At 33.8% G+C, this 20,335-nt stretch carries 20 protein-coding genes and 1 pseudogene; 5 read left to right on the top strand and 16 right to left on the bottom strand.

All coding sequences use genetic code 11. From position 1 onward, the window contains the following. Positions 1–7: 7 nt before the first annotated feature. The 5 genes from recG to HT586_RS05625 form a co-directional block, all read right to left on the bottom strand. On the bottom strand, positions 8–2,047 hold the full coding sequence (gene recG, locus HT586_RS05645) for an ATP-dependent DNA helicase RecG (protein ID WP_203546481.1): 2,040 nt from the start codon (positions 2,045–2,047) through the stop codon (positions 8–10). Beyond that, positions 2,022–2,906 carry an L-serine ammonia-lyase, iron-sulfur-dependent, subunit alpha gene (gene sdaAA / locus HT586_RS05640; RefSeq protein WP_203546480.1) on the bottom strand — a complete coding sequence of 295 codons (885 nt, stop codon included), beginning with the start codon at positions 2,904–2,906 and terminating at the stop codon, positions 2,022–2,024. Before sdaAA ends, recG begins: the two co-directional genes overlap by 26 nt. Positions 2,907–2,916: 10 nt before the next feature. After that, complete coding sequence (sdaAB, locus tag HT586_RS05635; RefSeq protein ID WP_203546479.1) at positions 2,917–3,582, bottom strand: L-serine ammonia-lyase, iron-sulfur-dependent subunit beta; 666 nt, start codon at positions 3,580–3,582, stop codon at positions 2,917–2,919. A gap of 122 nt (positions 3,583–3,704) precedes the next feature. Further along, a complete protein-coding gene (locus tag HT586_RS05630; RefSeq protein WP_203546547.1) occupies positions 3,705–5,348 on the bottom strand; it encodes a DAK2 domain-containing protein in 1,644 nt (547 codons plus the stop codon). Positions 5,349–5,358: 10 nt separating this feature from the next. Continuing rightward, entirely contained in the window at positions 5,359–5,733 is a 375-nt protein-coding gene (locus tag HT586_RS05625) for an Asp23/Gls24 family envelope stress response protein (protein WP_096076753.1), read from the bottom strand. A 199-nt stretch (positions 5,734–5,932) separates the two neighbouring features. On the opposite strand from HT586_RS05625, the gene HT586_RS05620 reads away from it, so the two are divergent. The 4 genes from HT586_RS05620 (at position 5,933) to rpmB (ending at position 9,195) form a co-directional block, all read left to right on the top strand. Continuing rightward, positions 5,933–6,832, top strand: a complete 900-nt coding sequence (locus HT586_RS05620; protein WP_133354020.1) for an AAA family ATPase — start codon at positions 5,933–5,935, stop codon at positions 6,830–6,832. Then, positions 6,819–7,910, top strand: a complete 1,092-nt coding sequence (locus tag HT586_RS05615; RefSeq protein WP_203546478.1) for a hypothetical protein — start codon at positions 6,819–6,821, stop codon at positions 7,908–7,910. The genes HT586_RS05620 and HT586_RS05615 overlap by 14 nt, the downstream gene beginning before the upstream one ends. Further along, the gene (locus tag HT586_RS05610) at positions 7,900–8,919 is read left to right on the top strand and encodes a hypothetical protein (protein ID WP_203546477.1); all 1,020 of its coding nucleotides are present in this window, start codon (positions 7,900–7,902) and stop codon (positions 8,917–8,919) included. The genes HT586_RS05615 and HT586_RS05610 overlap by 11 nt, the downstream gene beginning before the upstream one ends. Before the next feature lie 87 nt (positions 8,920–9,006). Beyond that, a complete protein-coding gene (rpmB, locus tag HT586_RS05605) occupies positions 9,007–9,195 on the top strand; it encodes a 50S ribosomal protein L28 (protein WP_096076757.1) in 189 nt (62 codons plus the stop codon). Positions 9,196–9,249: 54 nt separating this feature from the next. Here rpmB and HT586_RS05600 read toward each other — a convergent pair whose 3' ends face one another. From HT586_RS05600 to HT586_RS05575, 7 genes and pseudogenes are all read right to left on the bottom strand, one after another. Beyond that, the gene (locus HT586_RS05600; protein WP_096076758.1) at positions 9,250–9,891 is read right to left on the bottom strand and encodes a thiamine diphosphokinase; all 642 of its coding nucleotides are present in this window, start codon (positions 9,889–9,891) and stop codon (positions 9,250–9,252) included. Position 9,892: 1 nt separating this feature from the next. Continuing rightward, the gene (gene rpe / locus HT586_RS05595; protein ID WP_133354017.1) at positions 9,893–10,540 is read right to left on the bottom strand and encodes a ribulose-phosphate 3-epimerase; all 648 of its coding nucleotides are present in this window, start codon (positions 10,538–10,540) and stop codon (positions 9,893–9,895) included. Next, positions 10,537–11,412 (bottom strand): ribosome small subunit-dependent GTPase A, encoded by an 876-nt coding sequence (gene rsgA / locus HT586_RS05590; protein WP_096078091.1) that lies wholly within the window; start codon positions 11,410–11,412, stop codon positions 10,537–10,539. Before rsgA ends, rpe begins: the two co-directional genes overlap by 4 nt. 14 nt (positions 11,413–11,426) lie before the next feature. Then, entirely contained in the window at positions 11,427–12,266 is an 840-nt protein-coding gene (locus HT586_RS05585) for a formate/nitrite transporter family protein (RefSeq protein WP_096076760.1), read from the bottom strand. Between the two features lie 127 nt (positions 12,267–12,393). After that, a complete protein-coding gene (locus HT586_RS12595; RefSeq protein WP_407943984.1) occupies positions 12,394–12,993 on the bottom strand; it encodes a KUP/HAK/KT family potassium transporter in 600 nt (199 codons plus the stop codon). A gap of 6 nt (positions 12,994–12,999) precedes the next feature. Then, positions 13,000–14,340 (bottom strand): annotated as a pseudogene (locus HT586_RS05580) (KUP/HAK/KT family potassium transporter); the annotation flags it as partial. 126 nt (positions 14,341–14,466) lie between these two features. Then, the gene (locus tag HT586_RS05575; RefSeq protein WP_096076762.1) at positions 14,467–14,790 is read right to left on the bottom strand and encodes a hypothetical protein; all 324 of its coding nucleotides are present in this window, start codon (positions 14,788–14,790) and stop codon (positions 14,467–14,469) included. Between the two features lie 90 nt (positions 14,791–14,880). Here HT586_RS05575 and HT586_RS05570 point away from each other — a divergent pair, with 90 nt between their 5' ends. Continuing rightward, on the top strand, positions 14,881–15,189 hold the full coding sequence (locus HT586_RS05570) for a rhodanese-like domain-containing protein (RefSeq protein ID WP_133354015.1): 309 nt from the start codon (positions 14,881–14,883) through the stop codon (positions 15,187–15,189). A gap of 41 nt (positions 15,190–15,230) precedes the next feature. Here HT586_RS05570 and HT586_RS05565 read toward each other — a convergent pair whose 3' ends face one another. From HT586_RS05565 to HT586_RS05550, 4 genes are all read right to left on the bottom strand, one after another. Next, a complete protein-coding gene (locus HT586_RS05565) occupies positions 15,231–16,508 on the bottom strand; it encodes a cytochrome P450 (RefSeq protein WP_096076764.1) in 1,278 nt (425 codons plus the stop codon). A gap of 51 nt (positions 16,509–16,559) precedes the next feature. Next, positions 16,560–17,426 (bottom strand): hypothetical protein, encoded by an 867-nt coding sequence (locus HT586_RS05560; protein ID WP_133354014.1) that lies wholly within the window; start codon positions 17,424–17,426, stop codon positions 16,560–16,562. A 111-nt stretch (positions 17,427–17,537) separates the two neighbouring features. Beyond that, positions 17,538–19,595: a Stk1 family PASTA domain-containing Ser/Thr kinase gene (gene pknB / locus HT586_RS05555; protein WP_203546476.1), complete on the bottom strand. Its 2,058-nt coding sequence runs from the start codon at positions 19,593–19,595 to the stop codon at positions 17,538–17,540. Beyond that, on the bottom strand, positions 19,596–20,333 hold the full coding sequence (locus tag HT586_RS05550) for a Stp1/IreP family PP2C-type Ser/Thr phosphatase (RefSeq protein ID WP_096076767.1): 738 nt from the start codon (positions 20,331–20,333) through the stop codon (positions 19,596–19,598). Positions 20,334–20,335 lie beyond the last annotated feature (2 nt).

The raw sequence follows: 20,335 nt of genomic DNA, 5'->3' as shown, positions 1-20,335 counted from the left end.
GTTCTCCTTAATCAATTTCTTGTGAATGTATCTCGTCGGTTAAACGTTGTTTTAAAAAAGATAATTCAGGTGAATCAATCATTCCGCTTAAAATAATTTCACTTGCTTCATCTCTTGCTACTTCTAACATTCTATAGTCTTCTACAATATTTGCAACTTTAAATTCTGGTAAACCACTTTGTTTCACCCCAAAGAAGTCACCTGGTCCACGCATTTCCAGATCTTTTTCACTTAGAATAAAGCCATCTGTCGTCTGAGTCATTATTTGAAGACGTTCGATACCTGTTTCAGTTTCTGGATTACCTACTAGTATACAATAACTTTGATGACTACTTCTACCTACACGACCTCTTAATTGATGTAATGTTGATAATCCAAATCGCTCTGCATCATAGATAATCATCATTGTAGCGTTCGGAACATTTACACCTACCTCAACTACAGTAGTTGATACGAGAATGTCAATTTCATGATTAGCAAACTGCTGCATAATGCTATCTTTATCTTCGGCTTTCATCTTACCATGCATCAAACCTACACGGTCTTTTCCAAAAATAGCTTGATAAGCCATATATATTTCAGTAGCATTCTTGACATCCAGATGCTCAGATGCTTCAATGAGTGGACATATGACATATACTTGATGCCCAATCTCTATCTGCCTTTTTGTTTTCTCATAGACAGTATCTATTGCTTCATGTTTTGCCCATTCAGTAATAATCGGTTTTCTACCTTTAGGCATTTGTTTAATCGTAGATACATCAAGTTGACCAAAGACAGAAATTGCTAACGTTCTAGGAATAGGTGTAGCTGTCATGAATAACACGTTAGCATTTTCACCTTTTTCGCGTAATAACTTCCTTTGATTCACACCGAAACGATGCTGTTCATCTGTAATAACGAGGCCAAGATTATGAAAATTTACCGGATCACTAATGAGTGCATGTGTACCTACTAAAACATCTATCTCACCTAAAGCTAATTGTTCAAGAATAGTATTTCGACGTTTCCCTTTTATGGATGATGTTAATAGTGCAATATTAACCGTCTCACCGTATAATTCACTTAAACTTTCAGCATGTTGCTCTGCTAAAATTTCAGTTGGAACCATTAATGCACTTTGTAAACCACTCGTTTTAAGTGCATACATTGCTATTGCTGCAACAACCGTCTTCCCTGAACCAACATCTCCCTGCAATAACCGATTCATTCGCATCGATGATTTTAAATCACGGAATATTTCATTGACAACTTGTTTTTGAGCGTCAGTCAGTTCAAATGGCAACGTTTGAATAAATGTTTTGACTTCATCTATGTTATAGCGAATATCACTATTGCTTGATTGATGTTCCTTAAGATGCAACATACGCATCTTTAACTGGAACAATAATAATTCACAGAAAGCAAATGTTCGTTTTGCCTGTACCAGTCGGTCATGTGATCCTGGAAAATGAAGTTCAGCGACCGCTTCTTTAAAATCCCAAAGTTTATATTTTATTTTTAAATAATCTGGCAAGAATGGTGGCATATCCGCTGTTAATAATGCATTATGCAATATTTTCTGAAAAGTTGCGCGTTTAATAAGTCCTTTAAGACTATATTGAGGTACAAGATCATCATTTTGGTTGGTCTCTGATAACTTCTTAAAACCAGTACCTTGAATAATTTGTTTACCTCTCATCCACTTACCTGTTATCTTTACTTGTTCACCGACGACAACCTGCGGCTTAATATATAGCTGATTGAAATATTCTACACGCACTGCAACATTATCAACCATAATATGAAAAGATACTTTAGATTTTTTTCTGCCGAAATGTGCAACAGTTGCCTGAGAATAAATTTCTCCGGCAACTGTTATCTTCTCACCATCAATAGCGTCATGAATATTAATAATCGTTTCATCATTGTATCGATATGGTAAATATAATAATAAACTTTCCATATCATATATATTTAATGTATTTAAATGTTCAAGAGTTTTAGGTCCAACACCTTTTAATGTAGCAATCGACTGTTCTTTAAAGAGTTGTTGTTTTGCTTCCAAAAATTCTTTCCTTCATTTCCTGGCCAGTCTTAGTGCCTGCAAGACCACCTCTACCAGTCTCACGTAATGCACTTGGCATTGTTTGTCCAATTTTGTACATCGCTTCAATTACTTCATCTGTAGGAATTCTACTCTCAACACCTGCTAATGCCATATCTGCTGAAACGATAGCATTTGATGCACCCGCTGCATTACGTTTCACACAAGGTACTTCTACAAGACCTGCAACCGGATCACAAACAAGTCCTAACATATTTTTCAGACAGATACTAAATGCATGCGCACTCATTTCAGGTGTTCCACCAGCCATTTCAACAATCGCAGCGGCTGCCATTGCAGCGGCACTACCTACTTCGGCTTGACAACCACCAGCTGCACCAGAAATTGAAGCGTTATTAGCCACAATAAAACCAAATGCACCAGTAGTAAATAAAAACTCAATCATCTGTTCGCGAGTCGGATTCAGTCTCGTCTTCATAGCAAACAATGTACCCGGAACAACACCTGCACTACCAGCAGTAGGTGTCGCACAAATTAATCCCATCGCAGCATTGACTTCATTTGTTGCAACAGCTTTACTTACAGCATCAAGTAATGTTTCACCACTTAATGTATTTCCTCGTGCTATATAATCACGTAATTTTACAGCATCCATTCCTGTAAGACCTGTCGGACTTTTTACACCATTTAATCCTCTTTCAACAGCTTGCTCCATAACAACAAGATTGCGTTCCATCTTTGCGAATACTTCTTCACGTGACGTACGAGATACTTCCATCTCCTGACGTATCATCGCTTCTGATATAGCAATATTTTCAGCTTTACACAGTTCTATTAATGCTTCTACACTATTAAACATATTATCCCCCTTAAGCTTCAGACATTAAAGTAACAGTAGAAATGCCATTACATTGTCTAATTTCTTCTATAATGCTTTCATCAATTAAATCATCAAGTTCACATGTCATTAAGGCAATTTCACCTTTATTTTTTCGAGATACCTGCATTTGACCAACGTTTATCCTATTTGCCCCTAGAATTTGAGTCACATTTGCTATTGTACCAAATGAATCCTGATGGAAAACGAGTAATGCCGGATAATTACCTGAAATTGTAATCGGGAACCCGTTTAATGCAACGATTTCAATTTTCCCACCACCGATAGAAATACCTTCTATCGTTAATTCTTTTTCTTCATCTTTCATATGGATGATTGCAGTATTCGGATGACTTTTCTCTTCATCCTGCTCAATAAATGTTACGTTTAAACCAATTTGTTTAGCAAGTTCAAGACTTTCGGGAATACGACTGTCATCTGTATCAAAACCAAGCAATCCTGCAACTAATGCGACATCCGTACCATGACCTTTATATGTCTCCATAAATGAACCGTATAAATAGATGTCAGCTTGAGCAGGTGTTCCACCAAATAAATCTCTTGCAACTAGACCGATTCGAACAGCACCTGCAGTATGTGATGAGGATGGGCCAACCATAATCGGACCAATGATATCAAAAACACTTCTATATTTCATTTCCATGTCCCCTTTAATTTATATTCATGAATATTCAATGCTTCTTTATTGTGACAAAATCCGAACAAACTAATCATCCGCATGGATAAATAAGCTGCTCGGATTTTATTTTACAATATGATTTATTCTACAGCGAACATAAAGCTGTAAATCGGTTGTTTACCATCCTGAATTTCAACTTCAACATCTTCATAATGTTCTTCAAGAAATGACTCAATCACCTGAACATCCGCGTCAGAAGCATCTAATCCTTTTATTACGGTAACAATTTCTGAATCTTCATCTAACATTGATTTTAATAATTCGATACAAACTTTTTGTTGATCTTTATCTGATACCGTAATTTTACTTTCATTGATTCCCATGAAAGCACCTTTTTCAATGTTCACACCATCAATTGAAGTATCTCTTACTGCATAAGTCACTGAACCAGATTTAACATTGGACAATGCTTCTGTCATATTTTGTGCATTTTCTTCAATTGTAGCATCAGTATTATATGATAACATTGCTGTTAACCCTTGTGGTATTGTTTTTGACGGTACAACTTTTACAGGTATATCTGTAACTTGAGCTGCTTGTTCAGCGGCCATGATGATATTCTTATTATTCGGTAAAACGATTGCTTCTTTACATCCGCTTTTTTCAATAATTTTAACGATATCCTCAGTCGATGGGTTCATTGTTTGTCCACCACTGATAACGTGTGTTGCACCAATTGATTTAAACAGTTCAGTGATACCGTCACCCATAGAAATAGTAATAATTGCTTTTTCTACTTTAGCTGTTTCTTCCTGACGAATACCACGTTTACGCAATACTTCTCTGTGTTGTTCTCGCATATTTTCAATCTTAATCTTAATGATTTCACCATACTGACTACCATATGTTAACGCTTCACCAGGTGTTTCAGAATGGACATGCGTTTTAACAATTTCTTCATCAGAGATTACAAGTAATGAGTCACCGAATTCAGACATATCGTTTCTGAAATCATCTTCATTAAAGGGTTTCATACCTGGTTTGAAGCGAACCATAAATTCTGTACAGAATCCAGGAACGATGTCTTCAGTTTTTACAACATCACCAAAGTCATGATCATCATTAATAAAATCATCATCCACTTTACGTGCAACAGGTGCGGCAATCGCTTCACCTTTCATTACGCTCAAGAAACCTTCATATACATACATTAATCCCTGACCACCACTATCTACAACGCCAACTTCTTTAAGTACTGGTAATAATTCAGGTGTACGTTGCAATGATGCATTACCTGCACGAACTACTTCTTCCATAACAGCGATGCAATCGTCAGTTTCTTCAGCAACTTTCATTGCACTCTCACTTGCTTCACGAGCAACTGTTAAGATTGTACCTTCAACAGGTTTCATTACTGCTTTATAAGCAGTTTTCACGCCCGCTTTAAATGCCTTAGCAAATTTTTTCGCATCGATATCTTCATCTTGTTCGATATATTTTGAGAAGCCACGGAATAACTGTGAAAGAATTACACCTGAGTTTCCACGTGCTCCCATTAGTAAACCTTTAGAAAATGCGATCCCAACATTACCAATATGTGATTCAATATGTGCTTCAGTTTCTTGAGCACCTGATGTAATTGATAAATTCATATTTGTTCCTGTGTCACCATCTGGTACCGGGAAGACATTTAATGAATCTACATAATCTGCATTTTGAGATAAGTTATTTGCTCCTGTGATAATCATTTCAGCAAATAGCTTGCCGTCAATCGTTTTCATTATATTATCCTCCCTATTCTTCATCGTCCAGTTTAATAACACGTACACCTTGTATATAGATGTTTACTGAATTTACTTTTAAGTTTAATGTTTTTTCTAATGTATATTTAACAGATGATTGAACGTTATTTGCAATTTCAGAAATCTTTGTACCGTATGCAACGATGATATACATATCAACATCTAATACACCATCATTATTCGTTACAATGACACCTTTTGAATAATTATCTCTTCCAACGATATCTGCAATACCGTCTCTTACCTGATGTTTACTCGCCATTCCAATAATGCCATAGCATTCTACAGCAGTACCACCTGCAATTGTAGCAATGACATCACTTGAAATATCAATAGAGCCTAATTCGTTTGTTATCTCTAACGTCATAATCCATCCTCCTTCTCGTTTTACATTCGTCACATTATTATAATCAATAATTTATGATAATTACAAGAATTCTATTGTATTCTGTGTAATTTATTATAAACGAATAGTAAATCATACACAAAATGACAAAATTATACTCAGAAATTTAACTTTTTGCTATAATTAATTTACTAAATATTCAAAAAATGAGGTAGATAAGATGAACACCGTAATACAGGAATGGGAAAAAGGATTTATCGGACATACAGAAAGTTTAAAAATTATCTACTGTGCAATGCTCAGTAGAGGTCATATTTTACTGGAAGGTCCACCAGGTGTCGGAAAAACACAACTCGCGCATACAATCGCACAATCTTTAGGTCTACAATTTAATCGTATTCAGTTTACGCCTGATGTGCTACCGAGTGATGTTACAGGAATAAAGTTTTTCCACCCTGGATCGAAGCAATTTGAAATTAAATTTGGACCAGTATTTACAAATATATTACTTGCCGATGAAATTAACCGTGCGACACCGAAAACACAAAGTAGTTTGCTGGAAGCAATGCAGGAACATACTGTAACGATAGATGACACTACACACGTGTTGCCTGAACCTTTTTTTGTCATCGGCACTCAAAATAATATTGAGACAAATCAAGGTACATACCCTTTACCGGAAGCACAATTAGATAGATTTATCGTCAAGATTAATGTAACTTATCCAGATATTGATGCAGAAAAAAATATATTGTTGAAACAATTTACCAATATACAAAATGTTCTGGATAAAGAAACGTTAATCGCTCATCAAAAAGAAATTGAAAAGATACATGTCGATGAAGATTTAACAACTTATATCGTACAAATATTGAATGAAACGAGAAATCACTATAATATCACTACAGGATTAAGTACCCGTGCAGGCATTCAAATAAGACAGATGGCACAAAGCTATGCTTATATGCATGACAGAAAATATGTCATTCCTGACGATATACAGGCAGTCCTACCTTATGTAGCACTTCATAAAATTCAGTTTAACAATCATGTTAGACATCATAATGAAAAAATTGATTGTCTTAATGAATGTTTAGGAAATATTCATGTTCCATTATAAAAATGATATCAATTTAAAGCCTGTATATAACCTTGCACCAGTCAATGCTTTGCTAATGCTTGTATTAATTTCTAGTTTATTTTTAAGATTTTTCATCTTTTCTTATTTTATCGTATTAATCTATATTTTGTTTTTCTTAGATAGACGTTTCGCTTTAAAACACGCCATTTTAATTGAAGATGATCAGCAACACACTTTTCCATTCGTTGATTCAAACTTTAATTACAAAGTATTTATAGCATCAAAATCATCACAAACGTTAAAAGTTCGCTTTGGACTGGAACAAAATTATTTTGCAAATCAAAATCGCTCACAAATAATAAAAACTGTATTAAATCCTTATGAAATGACTGTTATTTCACTACCGATAACAGTCAATAAGCGCGGTAGATTCAAAGTTTATATATATGAAGTTGAAATAGAAGGATTCTTTAAATTATTGCGTTATAAAGTAGATCAACCATTCTCTTTATCAACATTATATGCAAGTTACGGTACCTATAATCAAAAAAATATTGAGCACGCACTTTCACTGGATGAAACAGGTCGTAAAGTCATAGGTCCTTCTAACGATAAATATAGTAATTCGCCTTATCAATATGACTTGCCTTTTCATCTTATTGACTTTAATGCATCATTAAAAGCTAATGAGCTGCTAGTTAAACAAACAGAAGTCTATGAAGCAAATCAAATTATGCTTAGCGCAAATGTATTAAGTAATCAGCACATCCATCATAAAACCGAAGAAATTCTAAAGTCACTTTCAGATTATGCCTATACTTATTTCGAACAGCACATCTCTTTTTTCATTGCGATTAATATAAAAACAAGTCTCATTTCAGATGAACCAATTGTCATTGCAATAAAAAACACAGGTGATATGCATGCGATGCATCGGGCAATTGCTGAATTCAATCAGGATAGTTATACTTTTCAATTCAGCAACCTCGTTGATGAAGTGCTTCATTCTTATAAAGTAAACCGATGGATTCATTTCGGTGAAATAAAAGATAGTGAAGTTATGAAAATAAAGCTTAATATGATTCATTTTGAGCGAGGTGAAATCGATGCAATATAAAAATATTTTTAATTATTTTATTTTCTTTATTGCTTTATCACCTTTAACGTTTATTCATTCTTCATTTTTTATCGTTCATGTTTTTTTGTTAATTATTCTGTATTATACGATACATAATGTTTTATTAAGTTTTAGCATATCGATTATCATCGGAATCGTTGCAAGTATTTATCTTGATGTATCACATTTTTATTTGATGTTATTATACGGCTTAACTGCATTATATAATGTCACAGACGACATGCATCTAACATATTATGTTCAATCATTCTTTGTGGTGCATCTATTGTTATTTCTAAGTTATCATCAACATTTTTATGTGCTCGCTACAATCTATGCGTTATGTATGATTTTCATTTTATTCTTCCCGATATTTAACGATTATAAAAAAATTATCGCTTTAATAGGTATTATGATCGCAACCTTTATAATCGTAACAGGTTTATTAATAACATATCAAACGGTTGTGATGCATTTACCTTCTAATATTTTGAAAAATATTGATTATAAGCAGATGAAAATCAATCCTAGGCAGATTGAGGATATAAAGCAGGAAGAATCACTTACAATAGAAACAAAATCGATGAGAAAAATTAAAAAAGAACCTGACAACTTCTTATGGGTTTATGCATTGGCAACGATAATACTTTCAATAATCGCGTTAATACTCTACAAAAGACGAAAAGTATTTCAAATACCACAAATGCAACAAGAGAGCAGAAGGATTCAATATGTCCATCAATTTAAAACTATAAATTCAGACTATAAACATCTACCACATTTTTATATGAAACATCTAAAAAAACTGGAATCACTTTATATTAAAAAGGGCTTTCCGATTAAGCCTAATAAAACCTTTGCTCAAAACTTCTGTCAGGTCAATGCTGCTGATTCATTAATAGATTTTATCTATGAAATGCGCTACTATAACCTGCAAGATACAAAATTGAATAGAAAGCAATTTATAAGTCATTTAGAAGCAGTAAAAAATGTATTAATAGATAAATAAATCTTGCAATCAAAAGTCGATTGTGATAAATTGTTATAGTATGTAAGATCAAGTGTATCTCTATATTCTATTAAAGGAGGCAAAACAATGGCTAAAGTATGTCATGTTACAGGTCGTAAAGCAGTTTCAGGTAACAACCGTTCTCACGCAATGAACTACAGCAAACGTCGCTTTGGTGCTAACTTACAAAAAGTTAGAATCTTAGTTGATGGTAAGCCTAAACGTGTATGGGTTTCAGCTCGTGCATTAAAATCAGGTAAAGTGACTCGCGTTTAATTGAATATATAGATACAAAAAAGACCTTTGTGTGAAAGGTCTTTTTTTATTGAACTATTTAGCTTCACTACTTTGAATCATATAAACTATACCTTGTTCGACTGTTATTTCTGCTCGCTCCGTTATAAATTCATTGCTTACTGTACGGGTAAACCCCATTTTTACTTCTAAACGGTCTGTCTCATATTTTAATCCTTCTATCGTTAACAGAACACCGCCGTTTACCGGAATAAACGATATATATTTTTTATCTTCGCTTCTTTCAATAATATGCGTTCCTGTTGATAATACCTGGATTTCATTATATGCATCTACGATAATAAATTCCGTTTCAGATAATAACAGGTCTGGATGAACAAGAGTCTGTAAATTACCTAAAAAGTGATCCAGTCTTCCACCAGTTGCCCCATGAATATAAACTTTGTCATAACCTAATCCATTCGCATATTGTACGCCAACTTCAAGATCTGTTTCATTTTTCTCAGATGGTAGATATTCAATTTCAATTACTTCTTCAATCCTTAAACGTTCATCTTCAGACACAGAATCAAAATCACCAAATGCTGCGATAGGTCGAATACCTGCATCAACAAGCATAATTGTCCCGTAATCAATACCAATCCAATCTTCATCATGATATTTTTCTAAAAGGGAATTTGATACACCTAAATGTGTACAAAGTATATGTAAGTCCATATTACTCACCTCTCAATACACTTGTTGGTATTGATAAATCTTTATGCTTAAAGAAGTATGATCCTGCTACTAATACATCAGCACCCGCTTCAATACAAGTTTTAGCAGTAACTTCGTTTACCCCGCCATCAACTTCGATCTCATAATTAAGATGATATTTTTCTTTATAATCTTTTAAAAATTTGATTTTCTCAATACCATTATCGATAAATTTCTGACCTCCAAAGCCTGGATTGACAGTCATAACAAGCACAAGATCAATATCTTTTAGAACAGGTACAACGGATTCAATAGGTGTACCTGGATTTAATGTAACACCAGCTTTCTTCCCTGTGTCATGAATCATTTGAATTGCTCTATGAATATGATTTGTCGCTTCAACATGTACGGTAATAATATCGCTACCCGCTTCAGCAAAGGTTTGAATATATCGCTCAGGATCCTGAACCATTAAATGTGTATCAATCGTTAAATCAGTAACTTGTCTAATTTGATTTAAGATTGGAAAAGCAAAAGAAATATTTGGAACGAAATTGCCATCCATCACATCAAAATGTATATAATCTACTCCTGCTTCTTCCAGACGCTTAATTTCCTGCTGTATATTTAAAAAATTACAAGATAGTAAACTTGGTGCTACTTTCATCAGTATCTCACCTTTCTCGTGTCTATTTCATTTAGCATTTGCTGATAATGTAAATATCTTGTTTCTAAAATTTCTCCATTTTCAACACCAGCTTTAATTGCACAACCCGGTTCATTGATATGCATACATTCTCTGAATTTACATTCATTGGCACGTTCAGCAAATTCGATAAAGCAATATTTTAATGTATTTCTATCAAGATTATCTAAATCTAGTGAACTAAAGCCCGGTGTATCAGCAATATAGCCATAATCTAATGGAATTAATTCGACATGTCTTGTCGTATGTTTCCCTCGATTAAGGGCATTACTGATGACTCCGGTATTCAAATTTGCATCTGGTATCAAAGCATTGATAAACGATGATTTACCTACGCCTGATTGTCCAGCGAGCACTGTGATACCTTTTATTAAATCATTAAAGTTTTGTTGTTCTAGATTTGAAACGAACATTACTCCATATCCAATACGTTCATAATAATCTAACTGCGTCGTAATAAAACTAATTTCCTGTTCATTTAATAAATCTTTCTTTGTCACGAGAAGGACAGGTTCTACATCATAAGATTCAATAATCGTAATAAATTTATCTACTAAATTTAAACTAAATTCAGGTTCTTTTGCACTCATCACAATTATTACGCGGTCTACATTTGCAACAGGCGGTCGCACCAGTGCATTTTTTCTTTCATGAATCTCAAGAATGTAACCATCGTTTTCGTTCTCTATTTGAAATGTCACGAAATCACCGACATATGGTGTTATACCTTTTTTTCTGAAATTTCCTCGTGCACGGCATTGATAAATTGCGCTATCATCTTCACTTTTCACATAATAAAAACCGCTTAATGCTTTAATAATTTGACCTTTAATAATATTCACCTCTTATATTAATGTCTTTTCGGAGCATTTAAATATGCATAGAATAAACCGATAAATAGACCTCCACCAACATAATTACCCAGTCCACTAAATAATAAATTTCTGAGCATAGGTAAGATGTTCTCCGAGTTAAATTGATAAAACAGGGAACAGATAAACATAACGCCATTAGCGATAACGTGTTCATATCCCATATATGCAAATATCGTCACACCGATAATCATAGCAACCATCTTTGGTAATGCTTCCTTAAAATGCATCGTTACGATTATAGAAATATTGATAAAAAAGTTGGCTAATATTCCGCGAATAAAAATATCAACACTTGATAAATGGAGCTTCTTATCAACAATCGTATGCATTAACCCAAGCATATCATTTGATACTACTGTACTAAATTTTAACAGACTAAACAACAATATACCACCTATCATATTACCAAGAAAACACAGCGTAAACACAAGCAGTGCACGACGCACTGTCACTGATTTATAGAAAATACCAACTGTAAAATACATAAAATTACTCGTTAGCAGCTCCGAATAGGTAAATATAATAAAAATAAGCGCAAAACTAAAGGTGATCCCACCGATAAGACTTGCTAGTTCTGCGCCAATATAAGGCGTAAAATCAATGCGCGTTTTCCAGGTAAATATAATCATAAGTCCGATAATAAAACCTGCCATTATCGCTCTAAATATATATCTGATAAAAAAATCTTTTACAAGGCTTTCTTTCGTTAATACGGTATCCTGTATCCCATCCATTAACTTTCTTCCGTAAAAAAATTTTTCGGTTTCCGGAAAGTTAAAATTACCTGATTCAGATGATTGGTTATTATTCTTCATATCTTTTCTCCTTATGTGATATTTTTCACAATATAATTTTAATGCATTCTCACTAAATATACAATAACTATTTTTCATCAAAAAAACAGCAAGACAATTTGTCTTACTGCTGTTCAAAATTATTAAATTAATCAATACGTTTCATCGGTATTGTTTTAGTCATTGGTGTAGTAAGTGGTATCGTTTCATACATCACTTCATTTGAAGGTAGTTCAAACCACTTCACCGGTGATGCGGTAAATCGTTTTATAGCAATCTTCCATTGAAGGATAAGACGCTCATACCATAACAGATCGCCATCCAGTAAAACTTCATCTTTAAGTACTACAAATTTAAAGTCACTTATAATACGCAAATTATTTGTACCATACGGTCTGAACTGCTCTTTCATCTGTTTTGTTTTAACTAAAGTTCTGGCTATGCTCTTAACGTAGTAATTGACATTCTGGTGCATTCTAAACCCTAATATTAATTGAACTTTAAATATTGAGTCAGTATTAAAGTTTTCTATACGATAGTTAACCTGAAACGGTTCGTCACTAACCTTTACATTTACAAACCAATAAACATCAGCACGTTTAGGACGACCATCTAATATAGATTTAATCACTTGTTTCTCTATCATACGATCTTCTTCATTCGTCGTTAAGTAAACTAAATTAGTCGCAAATTTTGGGACACTACGATCTTGTTTTAATGACTTTAATTGTCCTAAATATTCATCGATCGCAACATCATGTGACTGTTTGTCTTTTATCAGATAACCGTTATACCAAACAATCATGACAAAAATGATCAAACATGAAATAAGTACTGCTACATAACCACCATGCATAAATTTTGCAAGGCTTGATATAAAGAATGCAAATTCTAAAATAAAGAAGAATCCAATCGTTTAATATAATAACAATGTATTGACTTGTTTCTTTTTAAGATAATAAGAAAGTAAAATTGTTGTCATCATCATTGTGACTGTAATACTTAGACCATAGGCTGCTTCCATATTTACACTTGTTTTAAAGTAGAGGACAACAAGTATACATAAAAACCAGATGACTGCTGTCACAGATGGAATATACATTTGACCTTTTACTGTCGAAGGATATTTAATATCCAGTTTAGGCATAAACTTTAAATGAATTGCCTCAGAAACTAAAGTGTATGCGCCGGTAATCAAAGCCTGCGATGCGATTATCGCTGCAAATGTCGCCATTAATACACCATAAAGAATGAAAGACTCAGGCATAATCTGAAAAAATGGATTTATCTCTTCAAGATGTTTTGTATCACCAATATGCTGAATCGTCCAGGCACCCTGTCCAAGATAGCTTAAAATCAACATTATTTTTACAAATGGCCATGTGTAGTAAATTGACTTTTTACCGACATGTCCCATATCTGAATAAAGTGCTTCCGCACCAGTCGCACATAAAAATACTGTCCCTAATATCAATAACCCCATCTTATTATCCGGACTAAATAAAATTTTTATACCAAGTAAGGGATTAATAGCTTCTAAAACAGATAAATCCTGAACGAGCTGAATCATTCCGAATATCCCCATCATCGAAAACCATAATAGCATCACTGGTCCAAAGATTTTGCCGATACTTCCTGTACCAAATCGTTGTGCAAAAAATATAGCTGTAATAATCGCAATAACAATCAAAATTATATTATTTTGATCCGATGCAAAACTATGATAAAAATAAGGAATTTCCTGGAGTCCTTCAATAGCTGATGTTACAGTCACTGCAGGCGTCAAAATACCGTCAGCAAGTAATGCCGCTCCTCCGATAATAGCCGGCACAAGTAACCATTTTTTCTGTTTACGTACGAGTGTATATAGACTAAAAATACCACCTTCACCGTGATTATCTGCACGCATACAAATCATCACGTACTTTATTGTTGTCAGCATCGTGAGTGTCCATATAACAAGTGATAGACAGCCTAAAATATATTCTCTCGTTAAATGCGCTAATCCTCCATTAACAGAAACGATTGCTTTCATTACATATAAAAGTGATGTTCCGATATCACCGTATACAATGCCAAGTGCGATTAACAACATCCCTATATTCACTTTTTTTTTCTGATTTACATGCATTATTGCACCTCTAATCATTTACTTATCGATTTTAGCCGATTCTTGCATTTTACTCTCATTTAAGTGATATTACAATAAAATTTTTATCACTTATTGATTACCAAGTTTCTCGTTTCTTCGTTCAATATTTTTATATGTTTTGCTAAGATTTTCTTTGTATTCCGGCTTTATTTCCAAATCGTATTTTTTAAGTAACTCTCTTTCTACTTCCAGTTTTATTCTATCTAAATGTGACTGACTCGTTCGGCGATAAATCTTATAGTTGAAGAATAATATCGATAACATCAAGATAACTAGACTAGAAAACCCTAGTATCATCATTAATTGAAGATGATCAATCATCGTCTGAAATTGATCCTGCTTTTCAATAATAAAATCTTCTAAGTTTTTAAATGGTTTCGTAAAATATATCATAAATAATCTCCCTTATTATTTTCTTATTATTTTATAAATGTACTAAATATATGTATGATATTACTATAAATGAGGAATGGAGTGAAACAAATGACAAAAACAATAACATTAGACGCAATACAAGATGCAATTAATACTGGAACAAATGCAGTTATACTAGATGTAAGAGAATTGGATGAATTTGTAGCCGGCCATATTCCGGAAGCGACTCATCTTCCACTATCAGATATTGAATCACAATCTGTTGGACTCGCTAAAGACGTAGAATATATTATTATTTGTAAAAAAGGTGGCCGAGCAATGCAAGCTGGTCAGTATTTGGAAGATAAAGGTTACAATGTCACTGTTGCAGAACAAGGTATGGATGACTGGACTGGCGAAGTAAAGATAGAAGATTAAAAATAACCGTGCTCAATCGAGCACGGTTTAAAAATACTAATTTATTTAGTACGATCAATATTCAGACGAACATTATTTATCACCATACCTGATTTTACACGACCTGGTAACTTCGTACGGTCAACAGTAAAATCTTGTGGTGGCACATCATAATCAATTTCCTGAGCGAAGTATTTCATTGTTTCTTCCATAATGATGATTGTCATCCATTCCCCAGCACAGCGATGATTCGTATAATAATCTCCTCCACCTTGAGGAATCAAATCAAACGGACTACCATCCCAGTTATCAAAACGATATGGATTAAATCGTTCTGGTTCACTAAATGTATCTTCTCTATGCAACGTACCAAATACATCTAATATAATCATCGTGTCTTTCTTAATCTTATAGCCATCAAATTCTATATTCTTAGCAGCTTTACCCGGCAAGAAAGGTACGAAAGGATAATAACGACGAACCTCCTGTACAAACTTATACGCATAATCATTATCATCACGTGCAACACGCGTTCTTTCTCCTGGAAACTCATGCATAGCAAGTACTCCGTAAGCAACAAATCTATTTATTGCAACAAGCGGTCGAATCACATTCATTAAATCTACAGAACAAAGTCTTGAATCCATAGGTTTGCCGTTCATATCTTCCCAATGACTGAATTCATATAAAGCACTTCCTGGCTCTGGATGAATCTTACCTTTACGTGTCTTAATAATTTGCTCTTCTAAGAAATCTTCTACACGTGCGCGTGCTTTCTTAGCTTCACGATATCCTTTATAAGGTGAACCGATTGCTCCAAATGAATCAATCATCTTATCCATATCCATTGCATGTTGTTCAATATTTTCAGGTGTTTCAATAATACCTGCCCATCTAAATCCAACTTTTGTTAATAAAATAATAGATTCTTTATAGACATTAACTTCATCCATCAACTGCATACGTTGTGTATTCTGGAACCAGTAGTTACGTGTTAATTTACGTAAATATGTTAAATTTTCATCTGTCATTAATGACATAAATAAAGCTTTTCTATCAATGTGCTTTTTACCCGTAGTTGTATGTATCGCACCTTTACCAAATAACGTCTTTACTACACGTGGTGGTAATGTACCAGATCTTTCAATTTTATCATTATCATAAAATAATTCTGCAGCTTGTTTACCGCTAATAACAACAGCTTGTTTACCCCCTAGAACACGCGTTTCAAATACATTTGAATTAAATTTTTTTGTACGATTCTGAATATATTCATATCCTTCTTTCATAATCGTTAATGTATTGTCAAGACCTCTATCTTTTGGCATTCTTTTCGCCATGATGATTCCCCCTAATAAGTATTATTTATCTATACCCTAAATTACAAAATTTTAACTTAAAATAATTCGTTTTGCTTCTTCCATTATTGCATCACTTTCTGCGTTATTCGTTAAGCGTATATCTGGTTGCACTACAAATTCTTCCTCTGTGCCATATACGAATACAAAGTCATCAAATTCAATTGTATAAAAGATGTTCGCTGCACCGAAAGAATGCTCACCTATCTTCTTTGCATTACTTTGTGATGCAAAGAACTCTGGACTTCCTTTCGTTAACGATGATATTAAGATAATATCAGCTTCATATTGATGCGACTTAATACCACGCGCATAACGAAGATCTAAAATAACAGGTAAATCATGAGGATATGTAACCGTTTCATCAAAATTATAAATCGTAACAATCTGATAACCGTTATAGCTTTTTACTGTATTTTCTGGAAAATGATTAAAGTACTGGACATCAAATTTATATTCTTCTTCTCCACGTAAAAGAGTGAGATTTGATTGTTTCGCAATAATATGTGTCCAGTCCTGGTTATTATCATCTTCATGAAATAACAGTTTCTTGTATCTTGATTCAAGAATATTAATTTCATCATCACTCATTTTTGTTATAACATCCCCTACAACGAGACGATTATCATCATTTACTTCTATGACGATTAACACTTCACCTTGTTTTATTACGAAAAAGCCATTATGTCCTACCATATCTTTGTGAAAGAAAAACAAGCTTTTTATTTGTAGTTCAGTTAAATATTCCAGCATAATCTGCTGAAAAGTGTAGTCATTGTTCGGTGCTAGATTTTTGATAATTTTTAAATATAAAGTATTTGTAGCATCATCTGATAAATTAAATTGTGATGATATTTTATCTCTCACTCCAGAGAATATTTCGTGGTAATGGTATGACATGTAGTGACCCCCTTGTGTGTATATTTAAAATATAGGTTTAAATAATAAATATTACAAATAAAAAGCATAAAAAAGACGGCATAAAGTGAATTTACTTAGCCGTCTTAAATACTATTCAATTTCGTCATAATCGACTTGTTCCTGCAAATACGTCTTGCCATCAATTTTAATAATAATCGCACCTTGTGTATCTGGTTCAACTGTAAGCACTAATCTTTTCTTACTTTCTTTTGTTGTTTCATAAGATTCATAAATCGTTGAAATATCATTGTTTTTATCTTTAATAAATATCTCGACAAGTTGAGGCATCTTTTGGGTAGCAGGTGGTTCTGCAGGTGGTTCTACAGTTTCGCCTTCTTCGTTTGTTTCAGGTGCTTCTGTTGATGGTGTTACTTCTTTGCCCTTATATGGAATATTAACTGTTCCGATGTACTTCTTATCTTTTTCTTCTGGTGTTTCAGTAGTGACTTTCTCTTCTGTATTCTTTTTCTCTTTTCCTTTTGATACTTCAAAATTAATCGTTGATCCGTAAGGGAACTTTATGTTACGGACATTCTGAGAAATAACATCACCTTTTGATACGTCATCAGAATAAATTACTTGTACCACATTAACGACAAAGCCTAATTGTTCCAGTTCAGCTTTGGCTTTTTCAAAAGAAAGCCCGGTATAATCCTGAACAAATATTTCCTCAACACCTTTTGATACTGTAAATACAACGGTAGTATCTTTAGGAATGACTTCTTTGTTTGCTTTAATATTTTGTTTAATGATTGTACCTGATTTTTCATAATTATAAACGTGTTTTACTTTTATAGATTTAAAACCTTGTTTATCTAGTTTTTTCTTAACTTTAGAAATATCCTGTCCGACAAATTCTTCAAACATAAACTTTTTAGAACCTTTTGATATTGTTAAGTTAATGCGTGATAATTCTTTAACTTTTTCACCTATCATCGGATCAGTTTCAATCACGGTCCCATCTTCAAATGTATCAGAAAATACGTAATTAACCTGTCCTTTACGTAAATTACTTTGTTCAAGTAAACTAGTTGCTTCTGAAATTGACTTACCATTGATATCTGGAACTACACTATAATTTGGTGCAAAAGTCATATAAGCGATAGCTGTTCCTAAACCTAAAATAAGTAACAGTGGTAATAACCATAACCACCATTTTCTTTTTTTCTTCTTTAGTTCATGATTATCCTGTTCATCATTATTTTGAACGTCAGCTGATTCTGTTGGCATCGTTGTAACAGGATGCATTTCAATCGTATCATTTGCTTTTATCACAGGAATCATTCTTGTTGCATCGTCAACAATCATCATTTTCGGTTCTTCTGAACGTTCTTCGTCAAGACAGGTGTTTAAATCATCATACATTTCCTGTGTTGTACGATAACGTTGATATTTCTCTTTCATCGTTGCTTTTAATATAATATTTTCTAGCGCTTGAGGTACTGCTGGGTTTTCTTCAATTACAGATGGTAGTTGCTCCTGAATATGCTTAATTGCTACACCGACTGCACTTTCACCTTCATGAGGAGGATGTCCGGTCAACATTTCAAATAAAACGATACCTATTGAATAAATATCACTTGCTTCATCCGTTTGTTTCCCTTTAGCTTGTTCTGGTGACAAATAATGCACACTTCCCATAATATGGTTCGTATGCGTCATCGCCGTCTCGCTCAATGCGCGTGCTATTCCAAAATCAGAGATTTTAAGTTCTTTTGATTGCATCATCAAAATATTTTGAGGTTTAATATCACGATGAATTATACGATGTTGATGCGCATGTTCAATACCACGCAATATTTGTTTTGTGAAGAATACTGCCTCTTCAACATCTAACGGACCATTATCACGTATATATTCATGTAATGTAGGACCATTAATATACTCCATAATCATATAATAATGACGTTCATCTTCATCTACATCCAGGACTTTAACGATATTAGGATGAGATAATGTTGTTGCATTCTGTACTTCACGTTCAAAACGCTTAACCGCACGATCAACATCGACAGGAGGAATATTAATGATTTTTACAGCGACCTGTGCATCTAAAATAATATCATCGGCGAGGTATACACTACTCATTCCTCCACCGCCGATATATTTAACTAACTTATAGCGGTCACTAATAATTGTACCAATCATTTACTCGCCCCCTTTTAAAGGGACAAGTATTACAGAAATATTATCACGCGCTCCTGCCTCTACAGAAGCATTAATCAATGCATCTCCAGCTGCTTTTACATTTTCACGAGTCTTGATAATTTCATGTATGTATGATTCTTCAAGATAATCAGTTAGACCATCCGAGGATAATAATAGATATTCATACCGATCGAAATCATATTCAAACATATCCGGATGAATACGTTTATCTGAACCCATTACTTTAGTGATAACATTGCGTTGAGGATGGTTACGTGCCTCTTCTTTCGTTAAACCACCAGCCATCAGTAAATGATTTACAAATGTATGATCATGCGTTACCTGGCGCATTTCACGTTCATTGATAAGATATGCACGAGAATCTCCAACATTTGCAATTACGACTTGATGATCAAAAATTAAAGCACAAACTAGAGTAGTACCCATGCCTTGATTTTCATTGTTCTCATGACTTCTCTGATAAAGCTGACGATTTATATCAGAGATATTACTTTTCAGCCAGCTCTCAGCATTTTGACGTTCAATGTAGTTTTCCTCTGTAAAACGTTCAGCAAGTAAATCATTAACAAAATTACTTGCTACATCCCCTGCATTATGTCCACCCATACCATCACAAATAACTACGAACAACTGTCCTGTGTGATTGTAATATACTCCGCCAGCATCTTCATTGCGTTGTCTGACTGGTCCCATATCCGTAAAAAAACGTGCGTGCATAT

It is taken from the genome of Macrococcoides bohemicum (genome assembly GCF_016865215.1).
Classification (GTDB): domain Bacteria; phylum Bacillota; class Bacilli; order Staphylococcales; family Staphylococcaceae; genus Macrococcoides; species Macrococcoides bohemicum.
Note: the sequence above shows the minus strand (reverse complement) of the source record. Positions and strands in the feature narration are given on the sequence as shown.

Bases quoted from the DNA above. Each gene is read 5' to 3' on its own strand.
- sdaAA (WP_203546480.1), bottom strand. From the start codon at position 2,906: ATGTTTAATAGTGTAGAAGCATTAATAGAACTGTGTAAAGCTGAAAAT.
- sdaAB (WP_203546479.1), bottom strand. From the start codon at position 3,582: ATGAAATATAGAAGTGTTTTTGATATCATTGGTCCGATTATGGTTGGC.
- HT586_RS05625 (WP_096076753.1), bottom strand. From the start codon at position 5,733: ATGACGTTAGAGATAACAAACGAATTAGGCTCTATTGATATTTCAAGT.
- HT586_RS05620 (WP_133354020.1), top strand. From the start codon at position 5,933: ATGAACACCGTAATACAGGAATGGGAAAAAGGATTTATCGGACATACA.
- HT586_RS05615 (WP_203546478.1), top strand. From the start codon at position 6,819: ATGTTCCATTATAAAAATGATATCAATTTAAAGCCTGTATATAACCTT.
- HT586_RS05610 (WP_203546477.1), top strand. From the start codon at position 7,900: ATGCAATATAAAAATATTTTTAATTATTTTATTTTCTTTATTGCTTTA.
- rpmB (WP_096076757.1), top strand. From the start codon at position 9,007: ATGGCTAAAGTATGTCATGTTACAGGTCGTAAAGCAGTTTCAGGTAAC.
- HT586_RS05600 (WP_096076758.1), bottom strand. From the start codon at position 9,891: ATGGACTTACATATACTTTGTACACATTTAGGTGTATCAAATTCCCTT.
- HT586_RS05585 (WP_096076760.1), bottom strand. From the start codon at position 12,266: ATGAAGAATAATAACCAATCATCTGAATCAGGTAATTTTAACTTTCCG.
- HT586_RS05575 (WP_096076762.1), bottom strand. From the start codon at position 14,790: ATGATATATTTTACGAAACCATTTAAAAACTTAGAAGATTTTATTATT.
- HT586_RS05570 (WP_133354015.1), top strand. From the start codon at position 14,881: ATGACAAAAACAATAACATTAGACGCAATACAAGATGCAATTAATACT.
- HT586_RS05565 (WP_096076764.1), bottom strand. From the start codon at position 16,508: ATGGCGAAAAGAATGCCAAAAGATAGAGGTCTTGACAATACATTAACG.
- HT586_RS05560 (WP_133354014.1), bottom strand. From the start codon at position 17,426: ATGTCATACCATTACCACGAAATATTCTCTGGAGTGAGAGATAAAATA.
- pknB (WP_203546476.1), bottom strand. From the start codon at position 19,595: ATGATTGGTACAATTATTAGTGACCGCTATAAGTTAGTTAAATATATC.
- HT586_RS05550 (WP_096076767.1), bottom strand. From the start codon at position 20,333: ATGCACGCACGTTTTTTTACGGATATGGGACCAGTCAGACAACGCAAT.